Genomic DNA, 25,380 nt, shown 5'->3' with positions numbered 1-25,380 from the left:
ATGGCGGTACTGACCGCGCCCCGGAAGGAGACCCGCAAGCGCACCGAGGGCAGGCCCCCGGCCCGTAAGCGGGCGACCCGGGTCCCGCCCGTCGTCCTGGCCTTCGTGCTGGTGCCGCTGCTCGCCGAGGCCTTCTGGGTGTTCTGGCCGGCCCTACAGGGCTTCTACCTCGCCTTCACCAAATGGGACGGGGTCTCCGCACCGCAGTTCATCGGACTGGGCAACTTCCGCGAGATGTTCGGCGACGCCGTCTTCCGGACCGCCGCCCTGGACACCGTCATCTGGCTGCTGCTGTTCGGCGGCCTGTCCGCCGCACTCGGCCTCGGCGCGGCGCTGCTGCTCCAGCAGGAGCGCCGGGGCGTCGGCTTCTACCGGGCCGCGCTCTTCCTGCCCGTGGTCTTCTCGCTCGTCGCCACCGCGCTGGTCTGGCAGGCGATGTACCAGCCCGACGGGCTGATCAACAAGGCGCTCGAAGCGGTCGGCCTCTCCGGCCTCACCCACGCCTGGCTCGCCGACCAGGACACCGCCCTGTACGCCGTGATCGTGCCCGCCCTGTGGCGCCAGATCGGCTACGTGATGGTGCTGTACCTGGCCGGGCTCAAGGGCATCGACCCGGTGCTCTACGAGGCCGCCAAGGTCGACGGCGCCACCCGCTGGCAGCAGTTCCGCCACATCACCCTGCCGCAGCTCAGCAGCGTCAACGCCGTCGTCATCTCGGTCATCGTCATCGACTCGCTGCGCTCCTTCGACGTCGTGTGGGCGCTCACCCGCGGTGGCCCGTACCACTCCTCCGAACTCCTCAGCACCTACATGTACTCCACCGCCTTCCAGTCCCTGCGGCTGGGCTACGGCTCCGCCCTCGCGGTCGTGATCTTCGTACTCGCCTTCGGCGTGATCGCGTCCTACCTCGTCCGCGCCTTCCGGGAGGCCGACGCATGACCGCCACCCACACCCCCGCCCCGCGCCCCCGCACCGGACGGCGCCGGAAGCTGGGCACCGCAGGCTTCCACGCCAGTGCCGGACTGCTCTCCGTGCTCTGGCTGCTGCCCATCGCCCTGGTCCTGGTCACCAGCGTCCGGTCCTTCGACGACGTCGCCGCCCACGGGGTCGGCAGCCTGCCGCACTCCTTCACCCTGGACGGATTCCGCCAGGCCTGGGTCGACGGCGGTCAGCAGCGCGCACTGATCAACAGCCTCCTGGTCACCATCCCGACCGTGCTGCTGTCGCTGCTCCTCGCCTCGACGGCCGCGTTCGCGCTCAGCCGCTACGACGTACCGCTGCGCCGCACCCTCCTGCTGCTGATGCTCGGCGGCAACCTGCTGCCCCCGCAGATCCTGCTGGTCCCGGTCTCCAAACTCAGCGAGATGCTGGGCCTGTACGACTCGCTCTACGCGCTCATCGGCGTCCAGGTCGGCTTCGGCATCGGCTTCTACGTCTTCGTCCTGCACGGCTTCATGCGGTCCATCCCGCCGGAGATCCAGCAGGCCGCAGTCATCGACGGCGCCGGACCCTGGCAGATCTACACCCGGATCATCCTGCCGCTCGCCAAGCCCGCCATGGCCGCGCTCAGCGCCCTGTCCTTCACCTGGATCTTCAACGATCTGCTGTGGGCCATCACCGTGCTGCGCACCGACACCCAGATGCCCATCACCGCGTCCCTCATCGGACTCCAGGGCCAGTACGTCTCCATGTGGAACGTCATCGCGGCCGGCTCCGTCATCGCGGCGGCCCCGACCGTCATCGTCTTCCTCAAGTTCCAGCGCCACTTCGTGGCCGGCCTCAACCTGGGAGCAGTGAAGTGACCCCGCACGACCGGTGGCTGCTGCGCACCGAGAACACCACCTACGCGGTACGGATCGCCGGCGAGGGCCGCTGGGCCGAACTCACCGCCTGGGGCCCGCACGGCGTCGAGACGGGCGAATCGCCCTTCGAACGCCCGCTGCGCACCCACTTCCTCACCCCCGCCGACGCGGCCCCCGCCGAGTACCTCCCGTACGGGATGCGCCCCTTCACCGGTGCCGAACTCGTCGTCCGGCGCGCCGGACAGGACCGAGGCACCTGGTGGACCTTCGACTCCGCCACCGCCGACGGCGACCGGGCCCTGCGCCTCGCCTTCACCGACGAGCTCCAGGGGCTGCGCGCGGTCCTGTGCTACGAGGCCGTGCCCGGCACCGACGTGATCCTGCGCTGGACCGAGCTGAGCTGCACCGGCGAGGACGAACTGCGCCTGGAACGCCTCGACTCGGCGGCCGTCAGCATCCCCGTCAGCGGCGGCGCCCGGCTCACCACCCTCACCGGCCAGTGGTGCCAGGAGTTCACCCGCACCCAGCACGAACTGACCCGCGGCCGCTACGAGATGTCCTCCACACAGGGTGTCGCCGGCCACGCCTACGCCCCCTGGCTCGCCGTCCAGGACGCCGCCGAGCCGGACGGGCACGACACCCCGACCTACGGCGTCGCCCTGGAGTGGTCCGGCAACTGGCACCTGAGCGCCGACGCCGAACCCGGCGGCGCGGTACGCGTCGCGGCCGGCCGGGTGCCCCACGAGGGCGCCGTCCGGCTCGCCCCCGGCGCCACCCTCACCACGCCCCGGCTGGCCTGCGCCTTCAGCCCCGAGGGCCTGGAGGGCCTGGCCCGGGTCTGGCACCGCTACGAGCGCCGGCTCAGCGGTGAGCGGATGAACCGCACCCGCAAGGTCCTCTACAACTCCTGGGAGGCGACCGGCTTCGACGTCGAGGCGTCCGCCCAGCTCGAACTGGCCCGGATCGCCGCGGACATGGGCGCCGAACTCTTCGTCGTGGACGACGGCTGGTTCACCGGACGGCACGGCGAGAAGGGCGGCCTCGGCGACTGGCACCCCGACCCGGCGAACTTCCCGGACGGCTTCGACGCCTTCATCGACGAAGTCCGGGCCACCGGAATGGACTTCGGCCTCTGGGTCGAACCCGAGGCGATCAGCCCGGCGTCCCGGCTGTACGCCGAACACCCCGAATGGGTCTACCGGATCGACGGCCGCCCCGCCACGCTGGTGCGCGAACAGCTGCTCCTCGACCTCGGCCGCCAGGACGTCCAGGACTTCGTCATCGCCACCCTCGACCGGCTGCTCGGCGACCACGCCATCGGCTACCTCAAGTGGGACATGAACCGCCCGCCCACCGAACGCGGCCGGCCCGGCGGCGGACCGCCCGACGAACAGGACCTGGACGCCGACCACGTCGCCGGGTACCTGCGGGTCCTGGACCACCTGCGCGCGCACCACCCGCACGTCACCGTCGAGGGCTGTGCCGGGGGCGGCGGCCGCGTCGAGCACGCCACCCTCGCCCGCACCGACGTGATGTGGCCCAGCGACAACACCGCCCCGCTGGACCGCCTCGCCACCCAGTACGGATACCTGCACGCGCACGCCCCGCACACCATGAGCTCCTGGGTCACCGACGCGCCCGGCGTCTTCGACCCGCGACCCCGCTCGCTCGGCTTCCGCTTCGTCCTCGCGATGGCCGGAGTCCTGGGCATCGGCGCCGACATCCGCACCTGGTCCGCCGGACAGCGCGCCGAGGCCGCCGGCTGGGTCAACCGGTACAAGGAGATCCGCGACCTCCTGCACCACGGCGAGATCCGGCTCCTGGGCTCCCCGGCCGACGCCACCTGCGGCGTCCAGTACGAGCAGGAGGGCGGCGCCCGGATCGCCGTCACCGCCTGGAACACCGGCCGCCTCGACGGTGCGCCGCTCGTCCCGGGCCGCCCCGCCCGGCTCCGGCTGCGCGGTACGGACCCGGCCGCCCGCTACACGGACCAGCGGAGCGGAGCCGTGTACAGCGGAGCCCATCTGCGGCACTACGGACTGCCGTTCGCCTGGACCGCGCGCTACGACGCGGAACTCGTCGTACTCGTGCGGCAGTAGTCCGGCCGGCCCGACGCACCGTCACTAGAGTCACGACAGCACCGCTGAACCCGAGGAGTCGACCCGCAGCATGAACGCAATCCCCCGCTTCGCAGACAAGGTGGCCGTGGTCACCGGAGCCGCCTCGGGCATCGGCGCGGCCACCGCCGAACGGCTCGCCGCGGAGGGCGCCGCGGTGATCCTCGCGGACATCGCGCAGGGCCCCGGCGAGAGCGTCGCCGAAGGCATCCGCGACGGCGGCGGCCGGGCCCGCTTCGTACGCACGGACGTCTCCCGGGAGGACGACTGGCAGCGGGCCGTGGACGCCGCGCACACCTTCGGACCCGTCGGGGTCCTGGTGAGCAACGCCTACACGGTCGACGTCACCCCCGCCCACGAGATGACCGTCGCCTCCTGGGAGCGTCAGCTCGCGGTCAACCTCACCGGCACCTTCCTCGGCTTCCGCGCCGTCCTGCCCGACCTGCGCGCACAGCGCGGCGCCGCCGTGCTGACCTCCTCGGTCCACGCCCACAAGGGCATCCCCGGACACCCCGCCTACGCCGCGTCCAAGGGGGCGCTGCTGTCGCTGTGCGGACAGCTCGCGGTGGAGTACGGGCCCGAGGTGCGGGTCAACGCCGTACTGCCCGGCCCCATCCTCACCGGGGCCTGGGACCGGGTGGGCGAGGAGGACCGCCGCAGAAGCGTCGCCGAGACCGCCGCCGGCCGGTTCGGCACCCCCGCGGAGGCGGCCGCGGCCATCGCGTTCCTCGCCGCCGACGAAGCGTCCTACATCACCGGATCGAGCCTGCTCGTGGACGGCGGCTGGTCCGTCGTCAAGGCCTCGGCCTGACCGCCGCCCGGCCCCACCCGTTGCACAGCACAGCAGAAAGGCACACAGACATGACGCCATACGCGCGCCGCGGAGTGCACGGCCAGACCGTGGAGACTCTCGCGCGCCGGGTCCTGAGCGGCGAGATCCCCGAAGGGGCGACACTCGACCTCGTGGCGCTCCAGGGCGAGCTTGACGTCAGCCTGACCGCCTTGCGCGAGTCCCTGAAGGTCCTCGCGGCCAAGGGGATCGTCGACGCCCGCCAGAAGCGCGGCACCTTCGTCAGAGCCCGCGCGGACTGGAACCTGCTCGACGCCGACGTACTGCGCTGGCAGTTCGCCGGCGGCACCGAGTCGGGCACCGACCTGGCGCTCCTGCGCAACCTCGGAGAGGTCCGCGGCATCATCGAACCGGCCGCCGTCCGGCTGGCCGCCGAGCGCCGCACCGAGGAGGACCTGGTCACCCTCGAAGCGGCGATCACCGCGATGGGCGAGCAGGAGGGCGGCGCCGCCCACGCGGTCGAGGCCGACCTCGCCTTCCACCGCGCCCTCCTCGCGGCCACCCACAACGAGCTGCTGGAACGCATGGAGATGGTCATCGAGTCCGGCCTCGCCCACCGGGACGAGATCGTGCACAGCTCACAGGCCGGCGAGGACCCGGTCCCCAGCCACCGCGCCGTCCTGGACGCCGTCCGCGACCGGGACCCGGCCGCCGCCGAACACGCCATGCGCGCCCTGCTCGACCAGGCCGTCCGCGACCTCGACCGGGTGCACGGCACCGCCCCGGGGACCGCGGAGACGCCCGGCACCGACGAGGGGACCGTGAACCGGTGAAGATCACCCGTATCGAGACCTTCCTCGTCCCGCCGCGCTGGCTGTTCTGCCGGATCGAGACCGACGAGGGCGTCGTCGGCTGGGGCGAACCCGTCGTCGAGGGCCGCGCCGAGGTCGTCCGCGCCGCCGTCGACGTCCTGGCCGAATACCTGATCGGCCAGGACCCGCTGCGCGTCCAGGACCACTGGCAGGTGCTCAGCAAGGGCGGCTTCTACCGGGGCGGCCCCGTGCTCTCCAGCGCCGTCGCCGGAATCGACCAGGCCCTGTGGGACATCGCCGGCAAGGCGTACGGCGCCCCCGTCCACGCCCTGCTCGGCGGCCCCGTGCGCGACCGCGTCCGGGTCTACGCCTGGGTCGGCGGCGACGAGCCCGCCCGCCTCGCGGAGGAGGTCACCGCCCAGGTCGAGGCCGGCTTCACCGCCGTCAAGATGAACGCGGCCGGGCGCACCTCACCGCTGGCCAGCCCCGCCGAGACCGCCGCCGTGGTGGAACGGGTCGCCGCCGTCCGCGATGTGCTCGGCCCCGGACGCGACGTCGCCATCGACATGCACGGCCGGTTCGGACCGGCCGGCGCCCGCCGGGTGCTGCACGCCATCGAACCGCTGCACCCGCTGTTCGTGGAGGAACCCCTCCTGCCCGAGCAGGGGCACCTGCTGCCCGCCCTCACGGCCGCCACCTGCGTCCCCATCGCCACCGGCGAACGGCTCTACGGGCGGGCCGAGTTCCTTCCCGTGCTGACGGCCGGGATCGCGGTCGCCCAGCCGGACCTCTCGCACGCCGGGGGCATCTCCGAGGTCCACCGCATCGGCTCGCTGGCCGAGACCTTCGGGGTGCAGCTCGCCCCGCACTGCCCGCTCGGCCCCATCGCACTGGCGGCCAGCCTCCAGATCGCCTTCGCCACCCCCAACTTCCTCATCCAGGAGCAGAGCCGGGGCATCCACTACAACAAGGACGCCGACCTGCTCAGCTACGTCGTGGACACCGAGCCCTTCCGCTTCGAGGCGGGCCACGCCCGGCGCACCGGACTCCCCGGGCTCGGCATCACCGTCGACGAGAACGCCGTCCGCGCGGCCGACCGCTCCGGTCACGCGTGGCGCAACCCGGTGTGGCGGCACGACGACGGATCGTTCGCGGAGTGGTGAGCGCCCCGGCCCCGGCCGCGTCCCCGGTACGGATCGAGACCGACCCGGAGCACGGCGGCCGCTGGACGTCCCTGTGGGCGGCCGGCCGCGAATGGCTCTGGCACCGGCCCGAGCCGCGCCGCCCCGGCGTCCGGCCCGGCGACGCGTTCGCCGACGCCGGCGGCCTGGAGGAGTGCGTGCCGACGGTACGCGGCACCCCCGACCACGGCGACGCCTGGTCCCGGCCCTGGCGGCGCGCGGCCGACGGCACCGAGTCGGTCGACTGCCCCGGCTTCCGCCTCGCCCGCCGGATCCGCGCCGAGGGGGACCGGGCGGTGGCCGAGTACCGGCTCACCGCCGAGCCCGGTTACCGTTTCCTGTGGGCCGCCCACGCCCTGCTCGACCTGGCGCCGGGCGCCCGTGTCAGGATCGCGGAGGGCGCCCCGGTCCGCCGCTACCCGGACGGCGGTGACCGGTACACCACCTGCGCCTGGCCCTCGGGCCTGGACCGGATCGGCCCGGACGACGGGACGGCCACCGGCGCCGTCGTCGGCGCCGGGCAGGTGTCCGTCCACGACGGGACGGCCGTGCTGCGGCTGGCCGTCGAGGCCGGGGACCAGCCGGTGTCCGTGGCGCTGTGGCGCAACCTCGGCGGGTTCCCCGACCGGGACCCGTACCGCTCCGTCGGCGTCGAACCGATGCTCGGCCGGGTCTTCGGCCTGGCCGCCGCCGGGGAGGGCGACGCCGCCGTCGTCCCGGCCGGCGGCGAGGTGCGCTGGCGCCTCACCGTGACGGCGCACACCACCCCACCAGAACAGAACCGATAGGAAGGGGAACCCGCACGTGGAGCTGCTGACCGCGCTGCGCACCCACCGGATCGTCGCCATCGTGCGCGGCGCCGACGCGGACGCCGCACTCAGGACCGTCATCGCCATGGCCGAGGAGGGACTCCCGCTCATCGAGGTCTCCCTCAGCGGACAGGACGCGCTCGGCGTCATCCGCCGGGTCCGCGCCGCCCTCGGCCCCGCCGCCCCGCTCGGCGCCGGCACCGTCCTGACCGCCCGGGACGCACAGGCGGTACGCGACGCGGGAGCCGACTTCGTCGTCACCCCGGCCGTCTGCGAGGGCGTCGGCGAGGCCAAGCGCCTCGGACTGCCGGTGCTGGCCGGCGTCATGACCCCGAGCGACATCGTCGCCGCCCAGCGGCTCGGCGCCGACGCCTACAAGCTCTTCCCCGCCGCGCAGGCCGGCGGCCCCGGCTATCTGAAGGCCCTGCGCGGACCGTTCCCGGACCTGCCGTTCGTCCCGGTCGGCGGGGTGGACGCCGAAGCGGCCCGCGACTACCTCGCCCGGGGCGCCACCGCCGTGGGCGTCGGCTCCCCGCTGATCGGCGACGCGGCCGACGGCGGCAGCACCGACGCGCTGCGCGAGCGCACCCGCGCCTTCCTCGACGCGGTCCGCCGCGCGCCGGACGCCGGAAGGTGAGCGCCGCCGCACCGGCCGCCCTCTGGCCCGACCGGCTCGGGCTCGGTGAGGGCATCCGGGCGGTCGACGGCCGCATCGTCCTCGTCGACATCCTGACCGGCAGGCTGCTGACCGGCCCCGACGACCGCACCGCACCCCTGGCCCAGCTGGCCCGGCTCGACGAACCGCTCGGTGCCGTGGCCCCCGTCCATGGACGCCCCGGCCACTGGATCGCCGCCGCCGGCACCGGCATCTGCCTGATCGCCCCGGACGGCTCCGCCGAGTGGCCGGCCCGCCCCGAGGAGGGGGCGGCGCACGCCATGCGGATGAACGACGCCACCGCCGATCCGCACGGCCGGTTCTGGGCCGGGAGCATGGCCTACGACGCGGTGGAGGGCGCCGGCTCCCTCTACCGGGTCGGCCACGACGGCACGGTCGACCGGGTGCTGGACGGGCTCACCGTGCCCAACGGCCCGGCGTTCACCGCGGACGGCTGCGCGATGTACCTCGCGGACAGCGCGAAGGGCGTCATCCGCCGCTACCCCGTCGACCCGGACAGCGGGACGCCGGGCGCGCCGGAGACCTTCGCCGTGTTCGACGGGGGCAGCCCGGACGGCATGGCGGTCGACGCCGAGGGCGGCCTGTGGACCGCGGTCTGGGGCACCGGAACCGTCCACCGGCTGCGCCCCGACGGTGCCCCCGACCGGCAGCTCCGGCTCCCCGCCGCCCAGCCCGCCGGGGTCTGCCTCGACGGCGACACCCTGTACGTCACCAGCGCCCGGCACGGTCTCGCCGCGCCCGGTCCGCTGGACGGCGCGGTGTTCTCCGTACGGGTCGACGTCCCGGGACCGCCCACCGCCGCCTACCGGCAGGAGAGCCCCGCATGAGCGCCGTGTCCCGTACCTGGCCCGGACAGCCCGCCCGCTCCCCGGTGGCCTGCGTCGGGGAGACGATGGCCGCGCTGGTCCCGGACCCCGCCGCCCCGCTGGAGGGCGCCGAGCGGCTCGGCGTGCGCATCGCGGGCGCCGAGTCCAACGTTGCCGTCTACCTCGCCGACCACGCGGTGCCCGCCCGCTGGGTCTCCGCCCTGGGCGACGACCCCTTCGGCCGCCGGATCCGCGCCGAGGTCGCCTCGGCAGGGGTGGACGTCAGCGGGGTGCGCACCGACCCGCACCGCCCGACCGGACTCCTGGTCAAGGACCCGGGCACCGAGGCGACCCGGGTCCACTACTACCGCGGCGGCTCGGCGGCCTCGGCCCTGACCGAGGACGTGCTGGACGACGACGCGGTGCGCACCGCCGGGCTGGTCCACCTCAGCGGCATCACCCCGGCGCTCTCCCCGGGCTGCCGGCAGCTGGTCGCCGCGCTGCTGGAGGTCCCCGCCGCGCAGCGGCCCCGCCCGGTCAGCTTCGACGTCAACCACCGGCCCGCCCTGTGGCCGGACGGCACGGCGCCCGGGGTGCTGCTCGGCTTCGCCCGGCAGGCGGACATCACCTTCGTCGGCCTCGACGAGGCGCAGGCCCTGTGGGGTGCCGGGCTGACCGACGCGGCCGCCGTACGCGAACTGCTGCCCCAGCCGCGCGTCCTGGTGGTCAAGGACGGCGGGCGGGCCGCCACCGCCTTCGAGGGCGACCGCGCGCACACCGTGCCCGCGCCCAGGGTCGCGGTCGTCGAACCGGTGGGCGCGGGCGACGCGTTCGCCGCCGGGTTCCTCGCCGGGCTGCTGCGCGGCGAGGACACCGTACGGGCGCTGCGCCTCGGCCACCTCACCGCCGGCGCCGCGCTGCGGGTCACCGGTGACCACGGCCCGCTGCCGGACCGGGCCCGTCTTGCCGCGCTGCTGGACGCGGGGGAGGAGGAATGGGCGGCCGGCCGACCCCTGTACACGACGCCGTAATCCGCACGTTGCCATCTCTTTACAAGCGCCCGGCAATCGATCTTTAATGAGGCACACGGCGCAGCCGGTACCGGACGGTCCCTCAAAACCCCGGTCCCCACCCGCGAATCGCCGTGCCACAGCTTCATCGTCCGGCAGCCGCCGGCCCCCACCGGGCCGGCCGGCGCCGGCGGGCCGACGGGCCCACCCCCTTCCCTCTTGACCTCAGGGCCTGCCCCTGAAGTCTGACAACGTTGTCATCCTCGTGCTTTTCTCCTTTTCCCTCAGCCAGGAGGCCGGAGTGCCGGAACAACCCGCTGACACACCGCTGGACAGCGACCTCAGGTCGGCAGCGGACAACGACGGAACGGGTGGGAGCGGTCCCGCCGGGCCGGTAAGCAGCTCCCAGGTCTCCCGGCGCCGCTTCCTGGCCACCAACACCACGCTGCTGGCCGCCTTCGGCATCAGCGCCGCACTGCCCGCCACCCTCGCCGCCGCCGACGGCAAGGGCCGGCCCGGTGCGGCGGCGGCCGAACTCGCCGCCGCGCGCCCGGTCAAGGTCTCCTCCACCGCGTACGCGGCCACCCCGGCGGAGTTCGCCGTGGACGGCCTCGCCGTGCCCGGGGTCCGGGGGACCGGCTGGCGGGCCGGGCCGGGCGACCCGCAGTGGATCGCCGTGGACCTCCAGGGCCGGTGCACCGTGGAGTCGGTGGAGCTGGTCTTCGAGGCCGCCGTCTCCGACCCGCCCTTCGTCCCCGGCACGGGCGGCAACCCCCGTGACGGCACGGACGGCAGCGAGATCCTTTCCAGCTGCGCGGTCGCGTTCACCCTTGAGGTGTCCGAGGACGAGCGGAAGTGGACCACCGTGCACCGGGCCACCGACGGCCGGGGCGGCGCCATGACCATCACGCTCGACAAGCCGGCCACCGCCCGCTGGGTCCGGCTGACCGTCACCAGGCGCTCCAACGACAACCCCCTCGGCCTCAACGGCTTCCGCGTCCACGGCCGCACCTCGGCCGGGCGGCCCGCAGCCGAGAGCTGGACCGACTGGTCGATGCCCCGCACCCCCGCGCCCGCCCTGGCGGTCGCGGCCGACGGCACCGTGCCGCTCGAATCGGGCTGGGCGCTGACCATGGACGACTTCGCACCGGCCGACGACGGCAAGGTGGTCTCCGGCTCCGGCGTGGACACCGCCCACTGGCTCCCGGCCACCGTCCCCGGCACCGTGCTGGCCTCCCTCGTCGAGCAGGGCCATCTGCCCGACCCGGTGACCGGCCTCAACAACCTCAAGGTCCCCGAGGCGCTGTCCCGGCACTCCTGGTGGTACCGCAGGGTGTTCCGGCTGCCGCGCGGCCTGGACACCGGACGCGGCCGCCGGGTCCGGCTGGAGTTCGACGGCATCAACCACGCCGCGCAGATCTGGCTGAACGGCACCCGGATCGGCACGATGAGCCGGCCCTTCGCCCGCGAGTCCTTCGACGTCACCGGCGCGCTCCACCAGGACGGCCGCCAGGACAACGTCCTGGCCGTGCGGATCAGCCCGATGCCGCTGCCGGGCAGCCCCGCGGACAAGGGCCCAGGCGGTGAGTCCTGGCTCGACGCCGGCGCCACCATGATGATGCGCAACGGGCCGACCTACCTCTCCGTCTCCGGCTGGGACTGGATGCCGCCGGTCCGCGACCGGGCCGCCGGCATCTGGAACCACGTGCGGCTGCGCTCCACCGGCACCGCGCTGCTGGGCGACCCGCAGATCACCACCACGCTGCCCGGCCTGCCCGCGCTCGACATCGCCGAGGTCACCCTCACCGTCCCGGTCAGCAACACCGGCCCCGACACGAAGCGGGTCACCGTGCGCGCCGCGTTCGGGGACGTCCGGGTCGCGAAGACCGTGACCGTGCCCGCCGGGAAGAGCGTCGACGCGGTGCTCGCCCCGAAGGAGTTCCCGGCCCTGCGGGTGCGCCGGCCGAAGCTCTGGTGGCCCAACGGCTACGGCAGGCCCGACCTGTACGACCTCGCGCTGAAGGCCGAGACCGGCGGCACGGTGACCGACCGGCGCGGGCTGCGCTTCGGCATCAGGGAGTTCGGCTACAGCTACGGCATGCCGGTCGACTTCGCCGGCGGCCACGGCGGCCAGACCGTGGAGTTCGAGGCACACCAGGCACGTTACGTACGGCTGGTCGGTACCGAGCGCGCGACCGACTGGGGCATGTCCCTGTGGTCCATGTCGGTGTACGGTGACGCCGACCCGGACAAGGACCTGGCCAGGGGAGCGAAGGCCGAGGCCTCCACCTCGGACGGCACCGGTCCCGCCTCCAGCGTCTTCGACGGCGACCGCACGACCCGCTGGTCCTCCGAGTTCGCCGACGGCGAGTGGATCCAGGCCGACCTCGGCTCGGACCTCTCGGTGCACAAGGTGGTGCTCGACTGGGAGAGCGCGTACGCGAAGAAGTTCGTCATCCAGGTCTCGGCGGACGGCAAGGAGTGGACCGACGCCAAGAGCGTCGAGCAGCCGCCGGTACGCCAGCTCCAGATCACCGTCAACGGCACCCGGGTGTTCTGCCGGGGCGGGAACTGGGGCTACGACGAACTGCTGCGCCGCGCCCTGGACGGCCGCACCGAGGACACCGTGCGGATGCACCGTGACATGAACTTCACGATGATCCGCAACTGGGTGGGCAGCAGCAACCGCGAGGAGTTCTTCGCGGCCTGCGACGAGAACGGCCTGCTGGTCTGGAACGACTTCTGGAACGGCTGGTCGATGGACCCGCCGGACCACGCCGAGTACCTGCGCAACGCGCTGGACACCGTCCGCGCCTACCGCCACCACGCGTCCATCGTCGTGTGGTGCGGCTCCAACGAGGGCACCCCGCCCGCCGACATCGACACCGGCGTACGGGAACTGGTGGCCGCCGAGGCACCCGGCATCCTCTACATGGGCAGCTCGGCGGACGGCGTGGTCAAGGGCCGGGGCCCGTACAACTGGGTGGACCCCGCCTCCTACTTCCGTACCGGTGACTTCGGGTTCCACACCGAGATCGGGATGCCCGTCCTGCCCGTCGAGGAGTCGATGAGGAACCTCGTCGGCGACGAGCCGGCGTGGCCCATCGGCGATGTGTGGGGCGCCCACGACTGGGCCCGCAAGGGCAACCAGCAGCCGCAGGGCTACCAGGCGGCGATCGAGGAGCGGCTCGGGACGGCGACGGGCCTGGCGGACTTCACCCGCAAGGCGCAGCTGATCAACTACGAGAACGGCCGGGCGATGTTCGAGGCGTGGAACACGCGCCTGTGGGACAACGCCTCCGGGCTGCTGCTGTGGATGTCGCACCCCGCGTGGCACAGCACCGTCTGGCAGACGTACGACTACGACCTGGACGTCAACGGCTTCTACCACGGCGTCCGCAAGGGCACCGAGCCCGTGCACGTCCAGATCAACCCGGTCGACCGGCGCACCGGCGCGGTCAACCACACCACCCGGGCCATCGAGCGGGCGACCGTCACCGCGACCCTGTACGACCTGCGGGGACAGCGCCTCGGCAAGCCGGTGCACAGCACCGTCGACCTCGCCCCGTCGGCCGCCGCGACCGGGGACGTGGTGCCGTTCGGGGACTCGCTGCCCGCACTCCACCTGCTGCGGCTCGAACTCCGCGACGCGCACGGCACCCTGCTGTCGCGCAACACCTACTGGCGCTACCGCGCCACCACCGACCTGTCCGCACTCAACAAGCTGGCCCGTACCCGGGTCACGGTGCGCTCGGTGTCGGACGTCTCCGGGCACGGCCGGGATTCCGGCGGAAAACTGAAGGCGACTCTCCGCAACGACGGCGCCACCGTCGCCGCCATGGTGCGGCTCTCGCTGCGCGACCGGCGCACCGACGAGCGGGTGCTGCCGGCCTACTTCGACGACAACTACCTCTGGCTGCTGCCCGGCGAGCAGCGCGAGGTCGAGGCGGAGTGGAGCCACGACACCAAGGGCCGGGCCCGGCCCCGGCTCGTGGTGGAGGGATACAACGTGTCGCGCTCGGTCAACGGGTAGCGACCGCCCCCGGTCCCGTGCGGGTCAGGCCGCACGGGACCGGAGAACGGCCCGGTCCGCACCCCCGAGCGGGGGGTGCGGACCGGGCCGTTCGCGTTGTTGCGGCGATGGGCTCAGGCCGTCGCGGGCTCCGGCCGTTCGGCGGCCGGGCCGGGCACCTGTGCGACGTCAACCGGCCGCTCGCGCTGCGACAGCAGGACGCGCACCACGCCGATCCACACCAGGCACGAGCCGAACATGTGCAGCCCGACCAGGATCTCCGGCGTGTCGGTGAAGTACTGGACGTACCCGATCACGCCCTGCGCCATCAGGATCAGGAAGAGGTCGCGGGCGCGGTGCAGCGGTCCGACGGGGGCGTCGACGGCCTTCAGGACGAACCAGAGCGCGACGGTCAGCGCCACCACGACCCAGGCGAGATCGGCGTGCAGCTGCGCGATCATCTTCCAGTCGATCGGGATGCGGTGGACGTCGCTGGAGTCCCCGGCGTGCCGGCCGGCCCCGGTGACCACCGTGCCGACGGCGATCAGCAGCCCGGCCGCGACGACCAGCAGCCAGGTCAGCTGCGAGACGGCCTTGCCGACCAGCGGACGGGGCGCCGAGTCGCCCTCCCGGGTCCGCTGCCAGGTCACCAGGGCGACCGTGAGCAGCGCGGTGGCCAGCAGGAAGTGCGCCGCGACGGTGTACGGGTTGAGGCCCACCAGCACGACGACGCCGCCGAGCACGGCGTTGCCCATCACCACCCAGAACTGCGCCCAGCCGAGCCGGGTGAGGCTGCGTCGCCAGGGCTTCGCGGACCGGGCGGTGATGATCGCCCAGCCGACCACGGCGCACAGGACGTAGGTGAGCATCCGGTTGCCGAATTCGATGGCGCCGTGCAGGCCCATCTCGCTCGTGGCCGTCAGCGACTCGTCGGAGCACTTGGGCCAGGTCGGGCAGCCGAGACCGGAACCGGTCAGCCGCACCGCACCGCCGGCCACGATGATCACCACGGCCAGTACGACGGCCGACATCGCGGCACGGCGCACCGTCCGGGGAGTGGGCGTCCAGCGTTCGGCGATGTACTGAAGCGGGTTCCGCACGGCTTGAGCGACTTCGGCTCGGGTCAGCTTGGGCACGCGCACCATCGTAGGCGGCCGCTTGTGCAAGCTTTCACGAGGGGGACGAGTTGTCTCATACGCCTACGGAGCGCGCCCGCCGGCTCACTCCCAGCGGAAGAACCGCGCCGCCGCGCCCAGCCCCAGCACCGCCCAGACGGCCAGGATGGCCAGGTCGCCCCACGGCACCGCCGCACCGTGCTGCAGGACGTCGCGCAGACCGTCGGACAGGGCCGCGATCGGCAGCAGCCCCAGCACCGACTGGACCGCGTCCGGGAACTTGTCGAGGGGCACGATGACCCCGCCGCCGACCAGCAGCAGCAGGAAGACCAGGTTGGCCGCCGCGAGGGTCGCCTCCGCCTTCAGCGTCCCGGCCATCAGCAGCCCGAGACCGGAGAACGCGGCGGTGCCGAGCACGAGCAGCAGCAGGACGGCGAACGGGTTGCCGTGCGGCGACCAGCCCAGCGCGAAGGCGATCACCGTCAGCAGCACCACCTGGAGCACCTCGGTGACCAGCACGGCCAGCGTCTTGGCGGTCATCAGCCCCCAGCGGGGGAGCGGGGAGGCGCCGAGCCGCTTGAGCACCCCGTAGCGCCGCTCGAACCCGGTGGCGATGGCCTGGCCGGTGAAGGCGGTGGACATCACGGCGAGCGCGAGGATGCCGGGCGTCAGGAAGTCGACCGGCTCGCCCGAGCCGGTGTCCACGATGTCGACCGCGCTGAACAGCACGAGCAGCAGCGTCGGGATGACCACCGTCAGCAGCAGCTGCTCGCCGTTGCGCAGCAGCATCCGGGTCTCCAGCGCGGTCTGCGCGGCGATCATCCGGGGCAGCGGGGCGGCGCCCGGCCGGGGGGTGTACGTACCGGCGCTCATGCGCGCAGCTCCTTGCCGGTCAGTTCCAGGAAGACGTCCTCCAGGGTGTGGCGCTCGACGGCGATGCCGGAGGGCATCACACCGTTCTGCGCGCACCAGGAGGTGACGGTGGCCAGCAGCTGCGGGTCGACGTCGCCGGTGATGCGGTACGTGCCGGTGCTGAGCTCGGCCGCCTCGCTGCCGTCGGGCAGCGCCTTGAGCAGGGAGCCGAGGTCGAGGCCGGGGCGGCCGGTGAAGCGCAGGGTGTTCTCGGCGCCGCCCCGGCAGAGCATCTCCGGGCTGCCCTGGGCGACGATCCGGCCCGCGTCGATGATCGCGACGTCGTCGGCGAGCTCCTCGGCCTCGTCCATGAAGTGGGTGGTGAGCACGACCGACACGCCGTCGCCGCGCAGCTCCCGGACGAGTTCCCAGGTGGAGCGGCGGGCCTGCGGGTCGAGGCCCGCGGTCGGCTCGTCCAGGAAGACCAGCTCGGGGCGGCCGACGACGGCCGTCGCCAGGGCGAGCCGCTGCTGCTGGCCGCCGGAGAGCCGGCGGTAGGTGGTGCGGCCGCAGCCGCCGAGGCCCAGCCGTTCGATCAGGGCGTCCACGTCGAGCGGGTGGGCGTGCAGTTTCGCCATGTGCCGGAGCATCTCGTCGGCGCGGGCGCCGGAGTAGACGCCGCCGGACTGGAGCATCACGCCGATGCGGGGGCGCAGCCGCGCCGCGTCGGTGACGGGGTCCAGGCCGAGGACCCGGACCGTGCCTTCGTCCGGACGGCGGTATCCCTCGCATGTCTCGATCGTGGTGGTCTTGCCGGCGCCGTTGGGGCCGAGGACCGCGGTGACCGCACCGGCCGCCATACACAGGTCGAGGCCGTCCACCGCGGTCTTCGCGCCGTACCGCTTCACCAGGCCACGGACCTGGACAGCCGGGCCGGAGAGGGGCGAAACGGGGGGGCTATTCATAGGAAGTGAGTCTAGGCAGCCGTCTCGGGGGATCAGGGCCGGGGGCCTGATTAGGTAACCCTAAGTGATCGATTCCACGGTAGATCGTTTCGGACCGTGGTTGTCAGGGCCGAGGGAATTACGCAACAATGGCGTTGTGAAATACGTTGGCGAGGCTCCGCAGGAGGAACTCGCGACCGGTGAGCGTTCGACGCGCAACCGGATCGCGCGCTCCGTCCTGGACCACGGCCCGTCCACCGCCGCCGATCTCGCGAAGCGCCTGGGGCTCACCCAGGCAGCCGTCCGCCGCCAGCTCGACGCCCTCGTCTCCGACGATGTCGTCGAGGCCCGCGAGCAGCGGGTGTACGGGACGCGGACCCGTGGCCGCCCGGCCAAGGTGTTCGCCCTGACCGACTGCGGCCGGGACGCCTTCGACCAGTCCTACGACCAGCTCGCGGCGGACGCCCTGCGCTGGATCGCCGAGAGCGCGGGGGAGGACGCGGTCATGGCCTTCGCCCGTGCCAGGGTGGCCGGCCAGTCCGCCGCGTACCGCGCGGCGATCGAGGCCGCCGATCCCGAAACCCGTACGGACGCGCTGGCCAAGGCCTTGTCCGCCGACGGGTACGCTGCTACGGCGCGCAGCGCGCCGGACCCGCAGCAGGGTGAGCAGTTGTGCCAGCACCACTGCCCGGTCGCACACGTCGCCGAGCAGTACCCGCAGCTGTGCGAGGCGGAGACGGAGATCTTCTCCAGCCTCCTGGGGACCCATGTGCAGCGTCTGGCCACGATCGCCCACGGCGACGGGGTGTGTACGACCTACATCCCGCGCAGCGCTCACACCACCCCGCAATCCACTGATTCAGCATCCACCAGCAAGTCCGGGAGGAACCCCGCATGACGCTCCCTACGGAGACTGCCCACCCTGAGCTCGATGGCCTGGGCACGTACGAATTCGGCTGGGCCGACTCCGACGCGGCAGGCGCGGCGGCCAAGCGCGGCCTCTCCGAGGCTGTCGTCCGCGACATCTCGGACAAGAAGAACGAGCCCGAGTGGATGCTGAAGCTGCGTCTCAAGGGCCTCAAGCTCTTCGGCAAGAAGCCCATGCCGAACTGGGGCTCGGACCTGTCGGGCATCGACTTCGACAACATCAAGTACTTCGTGCGTTCCACGGAGAAGCAGGCGGAGTCCTGGGAGGACCTGCCCGAGGACATCAAGAACACCTACGACAAGCTCGGCATCCCGGAGGCGGAGAAGCAGCGCCTGGTCGCCGGTGTCGCCGCGCAGTACGAGTCCGAGGTCGTCTACCACCAGATCAACGAGGAGCTGGAGGCGCAGGGTGTCATCTTCATGGACACCGACACCGCGCTGAAGGAGCACCCGGAGCTCTTCAAGGAGTACTTCGGCACCGTCATCCCCGTCGGTGACAACAAGTTCGCCTCGCTGAACTCGGCCGTGTGGTCCGGCGGCTCGTTCATCTACGTGCCGAAGGGCGTGCACGTCGAGATCCCGCTCCAGGCCTACTTCCGTATCAACACGGAGAACATGGGCCAGTTCGAGCGGACGCTGATCATCGTCGACGAGGACGCCTACGTCCACTACGTCGAGGGCTGCACCGCGCCGATCTACTCCTCGGACTCGCTGCACTCCGCGGTCGTCGAGATCATCGTGAAGAAGGGCGGCCGCTGCCGCTACACGACGATCCAGAACTGGTCGAACAACGTCTACAACCTGGTGACCAAGCGCGCCGTCGCCTACGAGGGCGCGACCATGGAGTGGGTCGACGGCAACATCGGCTCCAAGGTCACCATGAAGTACCCGGCCATCTACCTGATGGGCGAGCACGCCAAGGGCGAGACCCTGTCCATCGCCTTCGCGGGCGAGGGCCAGCACCAGGACGCCGGCGCCAAGATGGTCCACATGGCCCCGAACACCTCGTCCAACATCGTCTCCAAGTCGGTGGCACGAGGCGGCGGCCGCACCTCCTACCGAGGTCTCATCGAGATCGGCGAGGGCGCGCCGGGCGCGAAGTCCAACGTGCTCTGTGACGCGCTGCTGGTCGACACGATCTCGCGCTCCGACACCTACCCCTACGTCGACGTCCGCGAGGACGACGTGTCGATGGGGCACGAGGCGACCGTCTCCAAGGTCTCCGAGGACCAGCTCTTCTACCTGATGAGCCGGGGCATGACCGAGTTCGAGGCGATGGCGATGATCGTGCGCGGCTTCGTGGAGCCGATCGCGAAGGAGCTCCCGATGGAGTACGCCCTTGAGCTCAACCGGCTGATCGAGCTGCAGATGGAGGGTTCCGTCGGCTAGTACGCCGACGACCGAATCCCCCTGACACCTGTCTGACTGAGAAAGCGAGCACTACGACAGCCATGGCTGAGGCTCAGAACTCCCCCACTCTCGGCTCCGCTCGAGCGGGGGGACCCCCTCCGGCGGGTTCCAGCACCGTCGGCTCCATCGCGGTGGCCGCCGAGTCGACCGTCGCCACGCGCATGAGCGCGCCCCCGTCCTTCGACGTCGCGGACTTCCCGGTCCCGCACGGCCGCGAGGAGGAGTGGCGGTTCACGCCGCTGGAGCGGCTGCGCGGACTGCACGACGGCACGGCCGTCGCCACCGGCGACGGCGTGAAGGTCGCGATCGAGGCCCCCTCGGGTGTCACGGTCGAGACCGTCGGCCGCGACGACGCCCGCCTGGGCAAGGCCGGTACGCCGGTGGACCGGGTGGCCGCACAGGCCTACTCGTCCTTCGAGCAGGCCTCCGTCGTCTCCGTCGACAAGGAAGCCGTGCTCACCGAGCCGATCCGGATCACGGTGCACGGCGAGGGCGGGGTGGCCTACGGCCACCAGGTCATCGAGCTGGGCGCCTTCGCCGAGGCCGTCGTCGTCATCGACCACACCGGTGACGCGGTGCTCGCCGCCAACGTCGACTACGTCCTGGGCGACGGTGCGAAGCTGACCGTCGTCTCCGTCCAGGACTGGGACGAGAGCGCCGTCCACGTCGGCCAGCACAACGCGCTGGTCGGCCGGGACGCCTCGTTCAAGTCCATCGTCGTCACCTTCGGCGGCGACGTCGTCCGCATCCACCCGCGGATCGCGTACGCGGGCCCCGGCGGTGAGGCCGAGCTGTTCGGCCTGTACTTCACCGACAAGGGCCAGCACCAGGAGCACCGCCTCCTGGTCGACCACAACACCCCGCACTGCAAGTCCAACGTGGCCTACAAGGGCGCGCTGCAGGGCGACGGCGCGCACGCCGTGTGGATCGGTGACGTCCTGATCCAGGCCGCCGCCGAGGGCACCGACACCTACGAGATGAACCGCAACCTGGTTCTCACCGACGGTGCGCGGGTCGACTCGGTGCCGAACCTGGAGATCGAGACCGGCGAGATCGTCGGCGCCGGCCACGCCTCCGCGACCGGCCGCTTCGACGACGAGCAGCTGTTCTACCTCCAGTCCCGAGGCATCCCCGCCGAGGAGGCCCGCCGCCTCGTCGTGCGCGGCTTCTTCGCCGAGCTGGTGCAGCAGATCGGCCTGCCGGACGTCGAGGCCCGTCTGCTCGCCAAGATCGAGACCGAGCTGAAGGCGTCGGTCTGATGGCCTTCGTCAAAGCCTGTGCGCTGAGCGAGCTGGAGGACGACACCCCCAAGCGGGTGGAGCTCGACGGCACGCCGGTGTCCGTCGTCCGCACCGAGGGCGAGGTGTTCGCGATCAACGACATCTGCTCGCACGCGAACGTCTCGCTGTCCGAGGGCGAGGTCGAGGACTGCATGATCGAGTGCTGGCTGCACGGATCGAGCTTCGACCTGCGCACCGGCAAGCCGTCCGGCCTTCCCGCGACGCGCCCCGTCCCCGTATACCCCGTCAAGATCCAAGGGGACGATGTGCTCGTCTCCGTCACACAGGAGACCTGAGTCACCCATGGCAACGCTTGAAATCCGCGACCTGCACGTCACCGTCGAGGCCGACAACGCCACGAAGGAGATCCTCAAGGGCGTCGACCTGACCGTGAAGCAGGGCGAGACCCACGCCATCATGGGCCCCAACGGGTCCGGCAAGTCCACCCTCGCCTACTCCCTCGCAGGCCACCCCAAGTACACGGTCACCAGCGGCACGGTGACCCTGGACGGCGAGAACGTCCTGGAGATGTCCGTCGACGAGCGCGCCCGCGCCGGTCTGTTCCTCGCCATGCAGTACCCGGTCGAGATCCCCGGTGTCTCGGTCTCCAACTTCCTGCGCACCTCCGCCACCGCCGTCCGCGGCGAGGCGCCCAAGCTGCGTACCTGGGTGAAGGAGGTCAAGGAGGCGATGTCCGAGCTCCAGATGGACCCCGCCTTCGCCGAGCGCAACGTCAACGAGGGCTTCTCCGGCGGCGAGAAGAAGCGCCACGAGATCCTTCAGCTGGAGCTCCTCAAGCCGAAGGTCGCGATCCTCGACGAGACCGACTCCGGTCTGGACGTCGACGCGCTGAAGACCGTTTCCGAGGGCGTCAACCGGGTCCGTGAGTCCGGCGAGGTCGGCACGCTGCTGATCACGCACTACACGCGCATCCTCAAGTACATCAAGCCCGACTTCGTGCACGTCTTCGCCAACGGCCGCATCGCCGCGTCCGGTGGCGCCGAGCTGGCCGACAAGCTGGAGAACGAGGGCTACGAGGCCTACACGAAGGGTGGCGCTTCCGCGTGACTGACGCCCGACAGGGGCTCTCCGGCCTCCTCGACACCGAGGCGATCCGCAAGGACTTCCCGATCCTGGACCGCACGGTCCACGACGGCAAGAAGATCGTGTACCTGGACAGCGCGGCGACCTCGCAGAAGCCGCGCCAGGTGCTCGATGCCCTCAACGAGTACTACGAGCGGCACAACGCCAATGTGCACCGCGGCGTGTACACGATCGCGGAAGAGGCCACGGCGCTGTACGAAGGCGCCCGTGACAAGGTCGCCGCGTTCATCAACGCACCCAGCCGCAACGAGGTGATCTTCACCAAGAACGCCTCGGAGTCGCTCAACCTCGTGGCCAACATGCTCGGCTGGGCGGATGAGCCCTACCGGGTCGACCACGAGACCGAGATCGTCACCACGGAGATGGAGCACCACTCCAACATCGTGCCGTGGCAGCTGCTCTCGCAGCGCACCGGCGCGAAGCTGAAGTGGTTCGGCATCACCGACGACGGCCGGCTCGACCTGTCCAACATCAACGAGATCATCACCGAGAAGACGAAGATCGTCTCCTTCACGCTGGTCTCGAACATCATGGGCACGATCAACCCGGTCGAGCAGATCGTCCGGCGCGCCCAGGAAGTCGGCGCGCTGGTCTGCATCGACGCCTCGCAGGCCGCCCCGCACATGGTGCTCGACGTGCAGGCGCTGCAGGCCGACTTCGTGGCCTTCACCGGCCACAAGATGGTAGGCCCGACCGGTATCGGCGTGCTCTGGGGACGGCAGGAGCTCCTGGAGGACCTGCCGCCGTTCCTCGGCGGCGGCGAGATGATCGAGACCGTGTCGATGCACTCCTCGACCTACGCCCCGGCGCCGCACAAGTTCGAGGCCGGTACGCCCCCGATCGCCCAGGCCGTCGGCCTCGGCGCGGCCGTGGACTACCTCTCGGCGATCGGCATGGAGAACATCCACCGCCACGAGCAGGCGATCACCGAGTACGCGGTGAAGCGGCTCCTGGAGGTCCCGGACCTCCGGATCATCGGTCCGGCCACCGCCGAGGACCGGGGGGCCACGATCTCCTTCACGCTCGGCGACATCCACCCGCACGACGTGGGCCAGGTGCTCGACGAGCAGGGCATCGCGGTCCGGGTCGGACACCACTGCGCACGGCCGGTCTGCCTGCGGTACGGAATTCCTGCGACGACGCGAGCGTCGTTCTATCTGTACTCCACGCCCGCCGAGGTCGACGCCCTGGTGGACGGCCTGGAACACGTCCGGAACTTTTTCGGTTAGACAGCGGCGAGGGTTGACTGGTGAAGCTTGATTCCATGTACCAGGAAGTGATCCTGGACCACTACAAGCACCCCCACGGGCGTGGCCTGCGGGACGGCGACGCCGAGGTGCATCACGTCAATCCGACGTGCGGTGACGAGATCACGCTGCGCGTACGGTACGACGGCGAGACCATCGCCGATGTGAGTTACGAGGGCCAGGGCTGCTCCATCAGCCAGGCCAGCGCCTCCGTGCTGAACGAGCTGCTGGTAGGCAAGGAACTGGGCGAGGCGCAGAAGATCCAGGCCGCGTTCCTGGAGCTGATGCAGTCCAAGGGACAGCTGGAGCCGGACGACGCGATGGAGGAGGTACTGGAGGACGCGGTCGCGTTCGCCGGTGTCTCCAAGTACCCGGCCCGGGTCAAATGCGCGCTGCTGAGCTGGATGGCGTGGAAGGACGCGACGGCGAAGGCGCTGTCCGAAGGGAAGACGGCATGAGCGACAACGAGACTCTCACCACCAAGCCTGCCTCCGAGGAGGAGGTCCGCGAGGCCCTGTACGACGTCGTCGACCCCGAGCTGGGCATCGACGTCGTCAACCTGGGCCTGATCTACGGCATCCACGTGGACGACGCGAACATCGCCACCCTCGACATGACCCTGACGTCGGCGGCCTGCCCGCTGACCGATGTCATCGAGGACCAGGCGAAGTCCGCCACCGACGGCATCGTCAACGAGCTCCGGATCAACTGGGTCTGGATGCCGCCGTGGGGCCCGGACAAGATCACGGACGACGGCCGCGAGCAGCTGCGCGCGCTGGGCTTCAACGTCTGAGTCCCACCCGTACGACCTGAACGGCCCCCGGTACCGCTGGAATCCCAGTGGCGCCGGGGGCCGTTCGTCGTTGTTCGCCCGCCGTACCCCTGGTGTGCGCCGCGCGTTGGTGCAGGGTGCGGAACCTGATCCCCGACACCACGCCGACGAGAGGCACACCGTGCTGCATCAGCTTGTCCTCCCTCACCGCCGGACCGTCGTCGCCGCGGGAGGTGCGCTGGCGCTGGCCGCCCTCGGCCTCGCCGAGCCCGCGCACGCCGCGAGCTACGGGACGCCGACGATCACGCTGTCGGCCGGCTACCTCTCCGGCGCCGTCGGCGCGAGTGCCGACCCGGTGGTCACGGTCACCGTCGGGCAGAGCGGCGCGGATGTGTCCGCCCTCGGCGTGGCGGCGTCGGCCAGCTCCAAGTCGTCCGTCGCCGCGACCGGCGATGTGTCGGTGAGCGGTACGGGCGCCACCCGGCAGCTCCGGGTCGCCGCACACGCCCGGGGCTACACCGACCTCACGATCAAGGTCACCGGCCTCGGCGGGAAGACCGCCACCAAGTCCCTGCACTACGCCGCGTCCGCCGCCGTGCAGAACGCCGCCGACACCCGCTACCTCACCGGCTCCTCGGACGCCTCGGCGGCGGTCGACGTCGGCGGCGGGTACCTAGTGGTGGCCGACGACGAGACCAACACACTCCGCCTCTACGACGGTTCGGCCTCCGGCGCCCCCGTCCGCAGCTGGGACGTCGCCTCGAAGCTGGGTGTCTCCAAGGAGGTCGACATCGAGGGCGCGGCCCGGGTCGGGAACACCATCTACTGGACCGGTTCGCTGGGCAACAACAAGGACGGCGAGTACAAGTCGGACCGCAACACCGTCTTCACGACCACGGTGAGCGGCTCCGGCGCCTCCACCCAGCTGACGGTGGGCGGCAAGTACAAGAAGCTCCGCGACGACCTGGTCGCCTGGGACAAGGCGAACGGCAACCGCTACGGCTTCGCGGCGGGCACCGAGGACGGCGAGGTCCCCAAGCAGATCGACGGCTTCAACGTCGAGGGCCTGGAGTTCGCCCCCGGCTCCACGACCACCGCCTACATCGGCTTCCGCGCCCCGCTCGTCCCGCCGAAGGGCGGCGGCAAGGCGCTGATCGTGCCCGTCACCAACTTCGACAAGGTGGCCGGCTCCGGCGCGAAGGCGACGATCGGTACCCCGATCGAGCTGGACCTCGGCGGGCTCAGCATCCGTGACATCCGTAAGAACTCCGCCGACCAGTACCTGATCGTGGCCGGTTCCTGGGCGGCGGACGACAACTCCGACCCGTACGCCCTCTACTCCTGGGACGGCATCGCGGGACGCGCCCCCCAGAAGCGGCTCGACCTGCCGACCGCCGACCCGGGCGGCTGGGAGGCCGTCGTCACTGTCCCCGACCTGAACACGCCCGGCGCGCGCGCCCAGCTGCTCACGGACGCGGGCTCGGCCGACCTGTACGGCGACGGTACGGAGGCCAAGGACCTCGACCACGACGAGTGGAAGAAGTCCCGCGCCACCTGGTTCACCGTCAACGGCTGACCGGGACGGCGAAGCCCCGTCGTACGGCCGTGGGGGGGGGGGGCCCCCCCCCCCGCGCCCCCCCCCCCCCCCCACGAAGACGGCGGCCGCGGCGCCCCCGCCATCGACCCCCCACGCGCGCGGGCGCCGGCCCGCGGG

Annotated in this window: 23 protein-coding genes; 20 read left to right on the top strand and 3 right to left on the bottom strand. The window is 71.8% G+C overall.

Annotated features, from left to right (window positions below; translation table 11 throughout):
• The 11 genes from ACGFU6_RS36940 (at position 1) to ACGFU6_RS36890 (ending at position 14,036) form a co-directional block, all read left to right on the top strand.
• Complete coding sequence (locus ACGFU6_RS36940; protein ID WP_393616941.1) at positions 1 to 939, top strand: carbohydrate ABC transporter permease; 939 nt, start codon at positions 1 to 3, stop codon at positions 937 to 939.
• On the top strand, positions 936 to 1,802 hold the full coding sequence (locus ACGFU6_RS36935) for a carbohydrate ABC transporter permease (protein WP_393616940.1): 867 nt from the start codon (positions 936 to 938) through the stop codon (positions 1,800 to 1,802). Before ACGFU6_RS36940 ends, ACGFU6_RS36935 begins: the two co-directional genes overlap by 4 nt.
• Positions 1,799 to 3,901: an alpha-galactosidase gene (locus ACGFU6_RS36930; RefSeq protein WP_393616939.1), complete on the top strand. Its 2,103-nt coding sequence runs from the start codon at positions 1,799 to 1,801 to the stop codon at positions 3,899 to 3,901. The genes ACGFU6_RS36935 and ACGFU6_RS36930 overlap by 4 nt, the downstream gene beginning before the upstream one ends.
• Positions 3,902 to 3,971: 70 nt before the next feature.
• Entirely contained in the window at positions 3,972 to 4,730 is a 759-nt protein-coding gene (locus ACGFU6_RS36925) for an SDR family NAD(P)-dependent oxidoreductase (RefSeq protein WP_393616938.1), read from the top strand.
• 50 nt (positions 4,731 to 4,780) lie between these two features.
• Positions 4,781 to 5,542, top strand: a complete 762-nt coding sequence (locus ACGFU6_RS36920; protein WP_393616937.1) for a FadR/GntR family transcriptional regulator — start codon at positions 4,781 to 4,783, stop codon at positions 5,540 to 5,542.
• Positions 5,539 to 6,684 (top strand): galactonate dehydratase, encoded by a 1,146-nt coding sequence (gene dgoD / locus ACGFU6_RS36915; RefSeq protein WP_393616936.1) that lies wholly within the window; start codon positions 5,539 to 5,541, stop codon positions 6,682 to 6,684. The genes ACGFU6_RS36920 and dgoD overlap by 4 nt, the downstream gene beginning before the upstream one ends.
• Positions 6,678 to 7,490 (top strand): hypothetical protein, encoded by an 813-nt coding sequence (locus ACGFU6_RS36910; protein ID WP_393616935.1) that lies wholly within the window; start codon positions 6,678 to 6,680, stop codon positions 7,488 to 7,490. The genes dgoD and ACGFU6_RS36910 overlap by 7 nt, the downstream gene beginning before the upstream one ends.
• A 16-nt stretch (positions 7,491 to 7,506) precedes the next feature.
• Positions 7,507 to 8,148, top strand: coding sequence for a bifunctional 4-hydroxy-2-oxoglutarate aldolase/2-dehydro-3-deoxy-phosphogluconate aldolase (locus ACGFU6_RS36905; RefSeq protein ID WP_393616934.1), 642 nt, complete (start codon positions 7,507 to 7,509; stop codon positions 8,146 to 8,148).
• Positions 8,145 to 9,014, top strand: a complete 870-nt coding sequence (locus tag ACGFU6_RS36900; RefSeq protein ID WP_393616933.1) for an SMP-30/gluconolactonase/LRE family protein — start codon at positions 8,145 to 8,147, stop codon at positions 9,012 to 9,014. The genes ACGFU6_RS36905 and ACGFU6_RS36900 overlap by 4 nt, the downstream gene beginning before the upstream one ends.
• Positions 9,011 to 10,024: a sugar kinase gene (locus ACGFU6_RS36895; RefSeq protein ID WP_393616932.1), complete on the top strand. Its 1,014-nt coding sequence runs from the start codon at positions 9,011 to 9,013 to the stop codon at positions 10,022 to 10,024. The genes ACGFU6_RS36900 and ACGFU6_RS36895 overlap by 4 nt, the downstream gene beginning before the upstream one ends.
• A 406-nt stretch (positions 10,025 to 10,430) precedes the next feature.
• Complete coding sequence (locus ACGFU6_RS36890; protein WP_393616962.1) at positions 10,431 to 14,036, top strand: discoidin domain-containing protein; 3,606 nt, start codon at positions 10,431 to 10,433, stop codon at positions 14,034 to 14,036.
• A 113-nt stretch (positions 14,037 to 14,149) separates the two neighbouring features.
• Here the strand turns inward: ACGFU6_RS36890 and ACGFU6_RS36885 are convergent, their stop codons facing one another.
• From ACGFU6_RS36885 to ACGFU6_RS36875, 3 genes are all read right to left on the bottom strand, one after another.
• Entirely contained in the window at positions 14,150 to 15,160 is a 1,011-nt protein-coding gene (locus ACGFU6_RS36885; RefSeq protein WP_393616931.1) for a heme A synthase, read from the bottom strand.
• Between the two features lie 75 nt (positions 15,161 to 15,235).
• Positions 15,236 to 16,003 (bottom strand): ABC transporter permease, encoded by a 768-nt coding sequence (locus tag ACGFU6_RS36880; RefSeq protein ID WP_393616930.1) that lies wholly within the window; start codon positions 16,001 to 16,003, stop codon positions 15,236 to 15,238.
• Positions 16,000 to 16,947, bottom strand: coding sequence for an ABC transporter ATP-binding protein (locus ACGFU6_RS36875; protein ID WP_393616929.1), 948 nt, complete (start codon positions 16,945 to 16,947; stop codon positions 16,000 to 16,002). Before ACGFU6_RS36875 ends, ACGFU6_RS36880 begins: the two co-directional genes overlap by 4 nt.
• A gap of 136 nt (positions 16,948 to 17,083) precedes the next feature.
• On the opposite strand from ACGFU6_RS36875, the gene ACGFU6_RS36870 reads away from it, so the two are divergent.
• From ACGFU6_RS36870 to ACGFU6_RS36830, 9 genes are all read left to right on the top strand, one after another.
• Positions 17,084 to 17,824 carry a helix-turn-helix transcriptional regulator gene (locus ACGFU6_RS36870; RefSeq protein ID WP_393616928.1) on the top strand — a complete coding sequence of 247 codons (741 nt, stop codon included), beginning with the start codon at positions 17,084 to 17,086 and terminating at the stop codon, positions 17,822 to 17,824.
• A complete protein-coding gene (gene sufB / locus ACGFU6_RS36865; protein ID WP_073735375.1) occupies positions 17,821 to 19,242 on the top strand; it encodes a Fe-S cluster assembly protein SufB in 1,422 nt (473 codons plus the stop codon). The genes ACGFU6_RS36870 and sufB overlap by 4 nt, the downstream gene beginning before the upstream one ends.
• Positions 19,243 to 19,304: 62 nt before the next feature.
• The gene (gene sufD, locus ACGFU6_RS36860) at positions 19,305 to 20,522 is read left to right on the top strand and encodes a Fe-S cluster assembly protein SufD (RefSeq protein WP_393616927.1); all 1,218 of its coding nucleotides are present in this window, start codon (positions 19,305 to 19,307) and stop codon (positions 20,520 to 20,522) included.
• Positions 20,522 to 20,839, top strand: a complete 318-nt coding sequence (locus ACGFU6_RS36855; protein WP_024492618.1) for a bifunctional 3-phenylpropionate/cinnamic acid dioxygenase ferredoxin subunit — start codon at positions 20,522 to 20,524, stop codon at positions 20,837 to 20,839. The genes sufD and ACGFU6_RS36855 overlap by 1 nt, the downstream gene beginning before the upstream one ends.
• A gap of 7 nt (positions 20,840 to 20,846) precedes the next feature.
• Positions 20,847 to 21,611 carry a Fe-S cluster assembly ATPase SufC gene (gene sufC, locus ACGFU6_RS36850; RefSeq protein ID WP_393616926.1) on the top strand — a complete coding sequence of 255 codons (765 nt, stop codon included), beginning with the start codon at positions 20,847 to 20,849 and terminating at the stop codon, positions 21,609 to 21,611.
• Entirely contained in the window at positions 21,608 to 22,876 is a 1,269-nt protein-coding gene (locus ACGFU6_RS36845) for a cysteine desulfurase (RefSeq protein WP_073735372.1), read from the top strand. The genes sufC and ACGFU6_RS36845 overlap by 4 nt, the downstream gene beginning before the upstream one ends.
• A gap of 20 nt (positions 22,877 to 22,896) precedes the next feature.
• Positions 22,897 to 23,352 (top strand): Fe-S cluster assembly sulfur transfer protein SufU, encoded by a 456-nt coding sequence (sufU, locus tag ACGFU6_RS36840; protein WP_024492621.1) that lies wholly within the window; start codon positions 22,897 to 22,899, stop codon positions 23,350 to 23,352.
• On the top strand, positions 23,349 to 23,687 hold the full coding sequence (locus tag ACGFU6_RS36835) for a metal-sulfur cluster assembly factor (RefSeq protein ID WP_056783575.1): 339 nt from the start codon (positions 23,349 to 23,351) through the stop codon (positions 23,685 to 23,687). The genes sufU and ACGFU6_RS36835 overlap by 4 nt, the downstream gene beginning before the upstream one ends.
• 160 nt (positions 23,688 to 23,847) lie before the next feature.
• Positions 23,848 to 25,242 (top strand): DUF3616 domain-containing protein, encoded by a 1,395-nt coding sequence (locus tag ACGFU6_RS36830; protein ID WP_393616925.1) that lies wholly within the window; start codon positions 23,848 to 23,850, stop codon positions 25,240 to 25,242.
• The last annotated feature ends 138 nt before the right edge of the window (positions 25,243 to 25,380 follow it).

It is taken from the genome of Streptomyces sp. NPDC048462 (genome assembly GCF_043200175.1).
In the GTDB taxonomy this organism is placed as follows: Bacteria; Actinomycetota; Actinomycetes; order Streptomycetales; family Streptomycetaceae; genus Streptomyces.
This window is presented reverse-complemented; position numbering and strand designations above follow the sequence as displayed.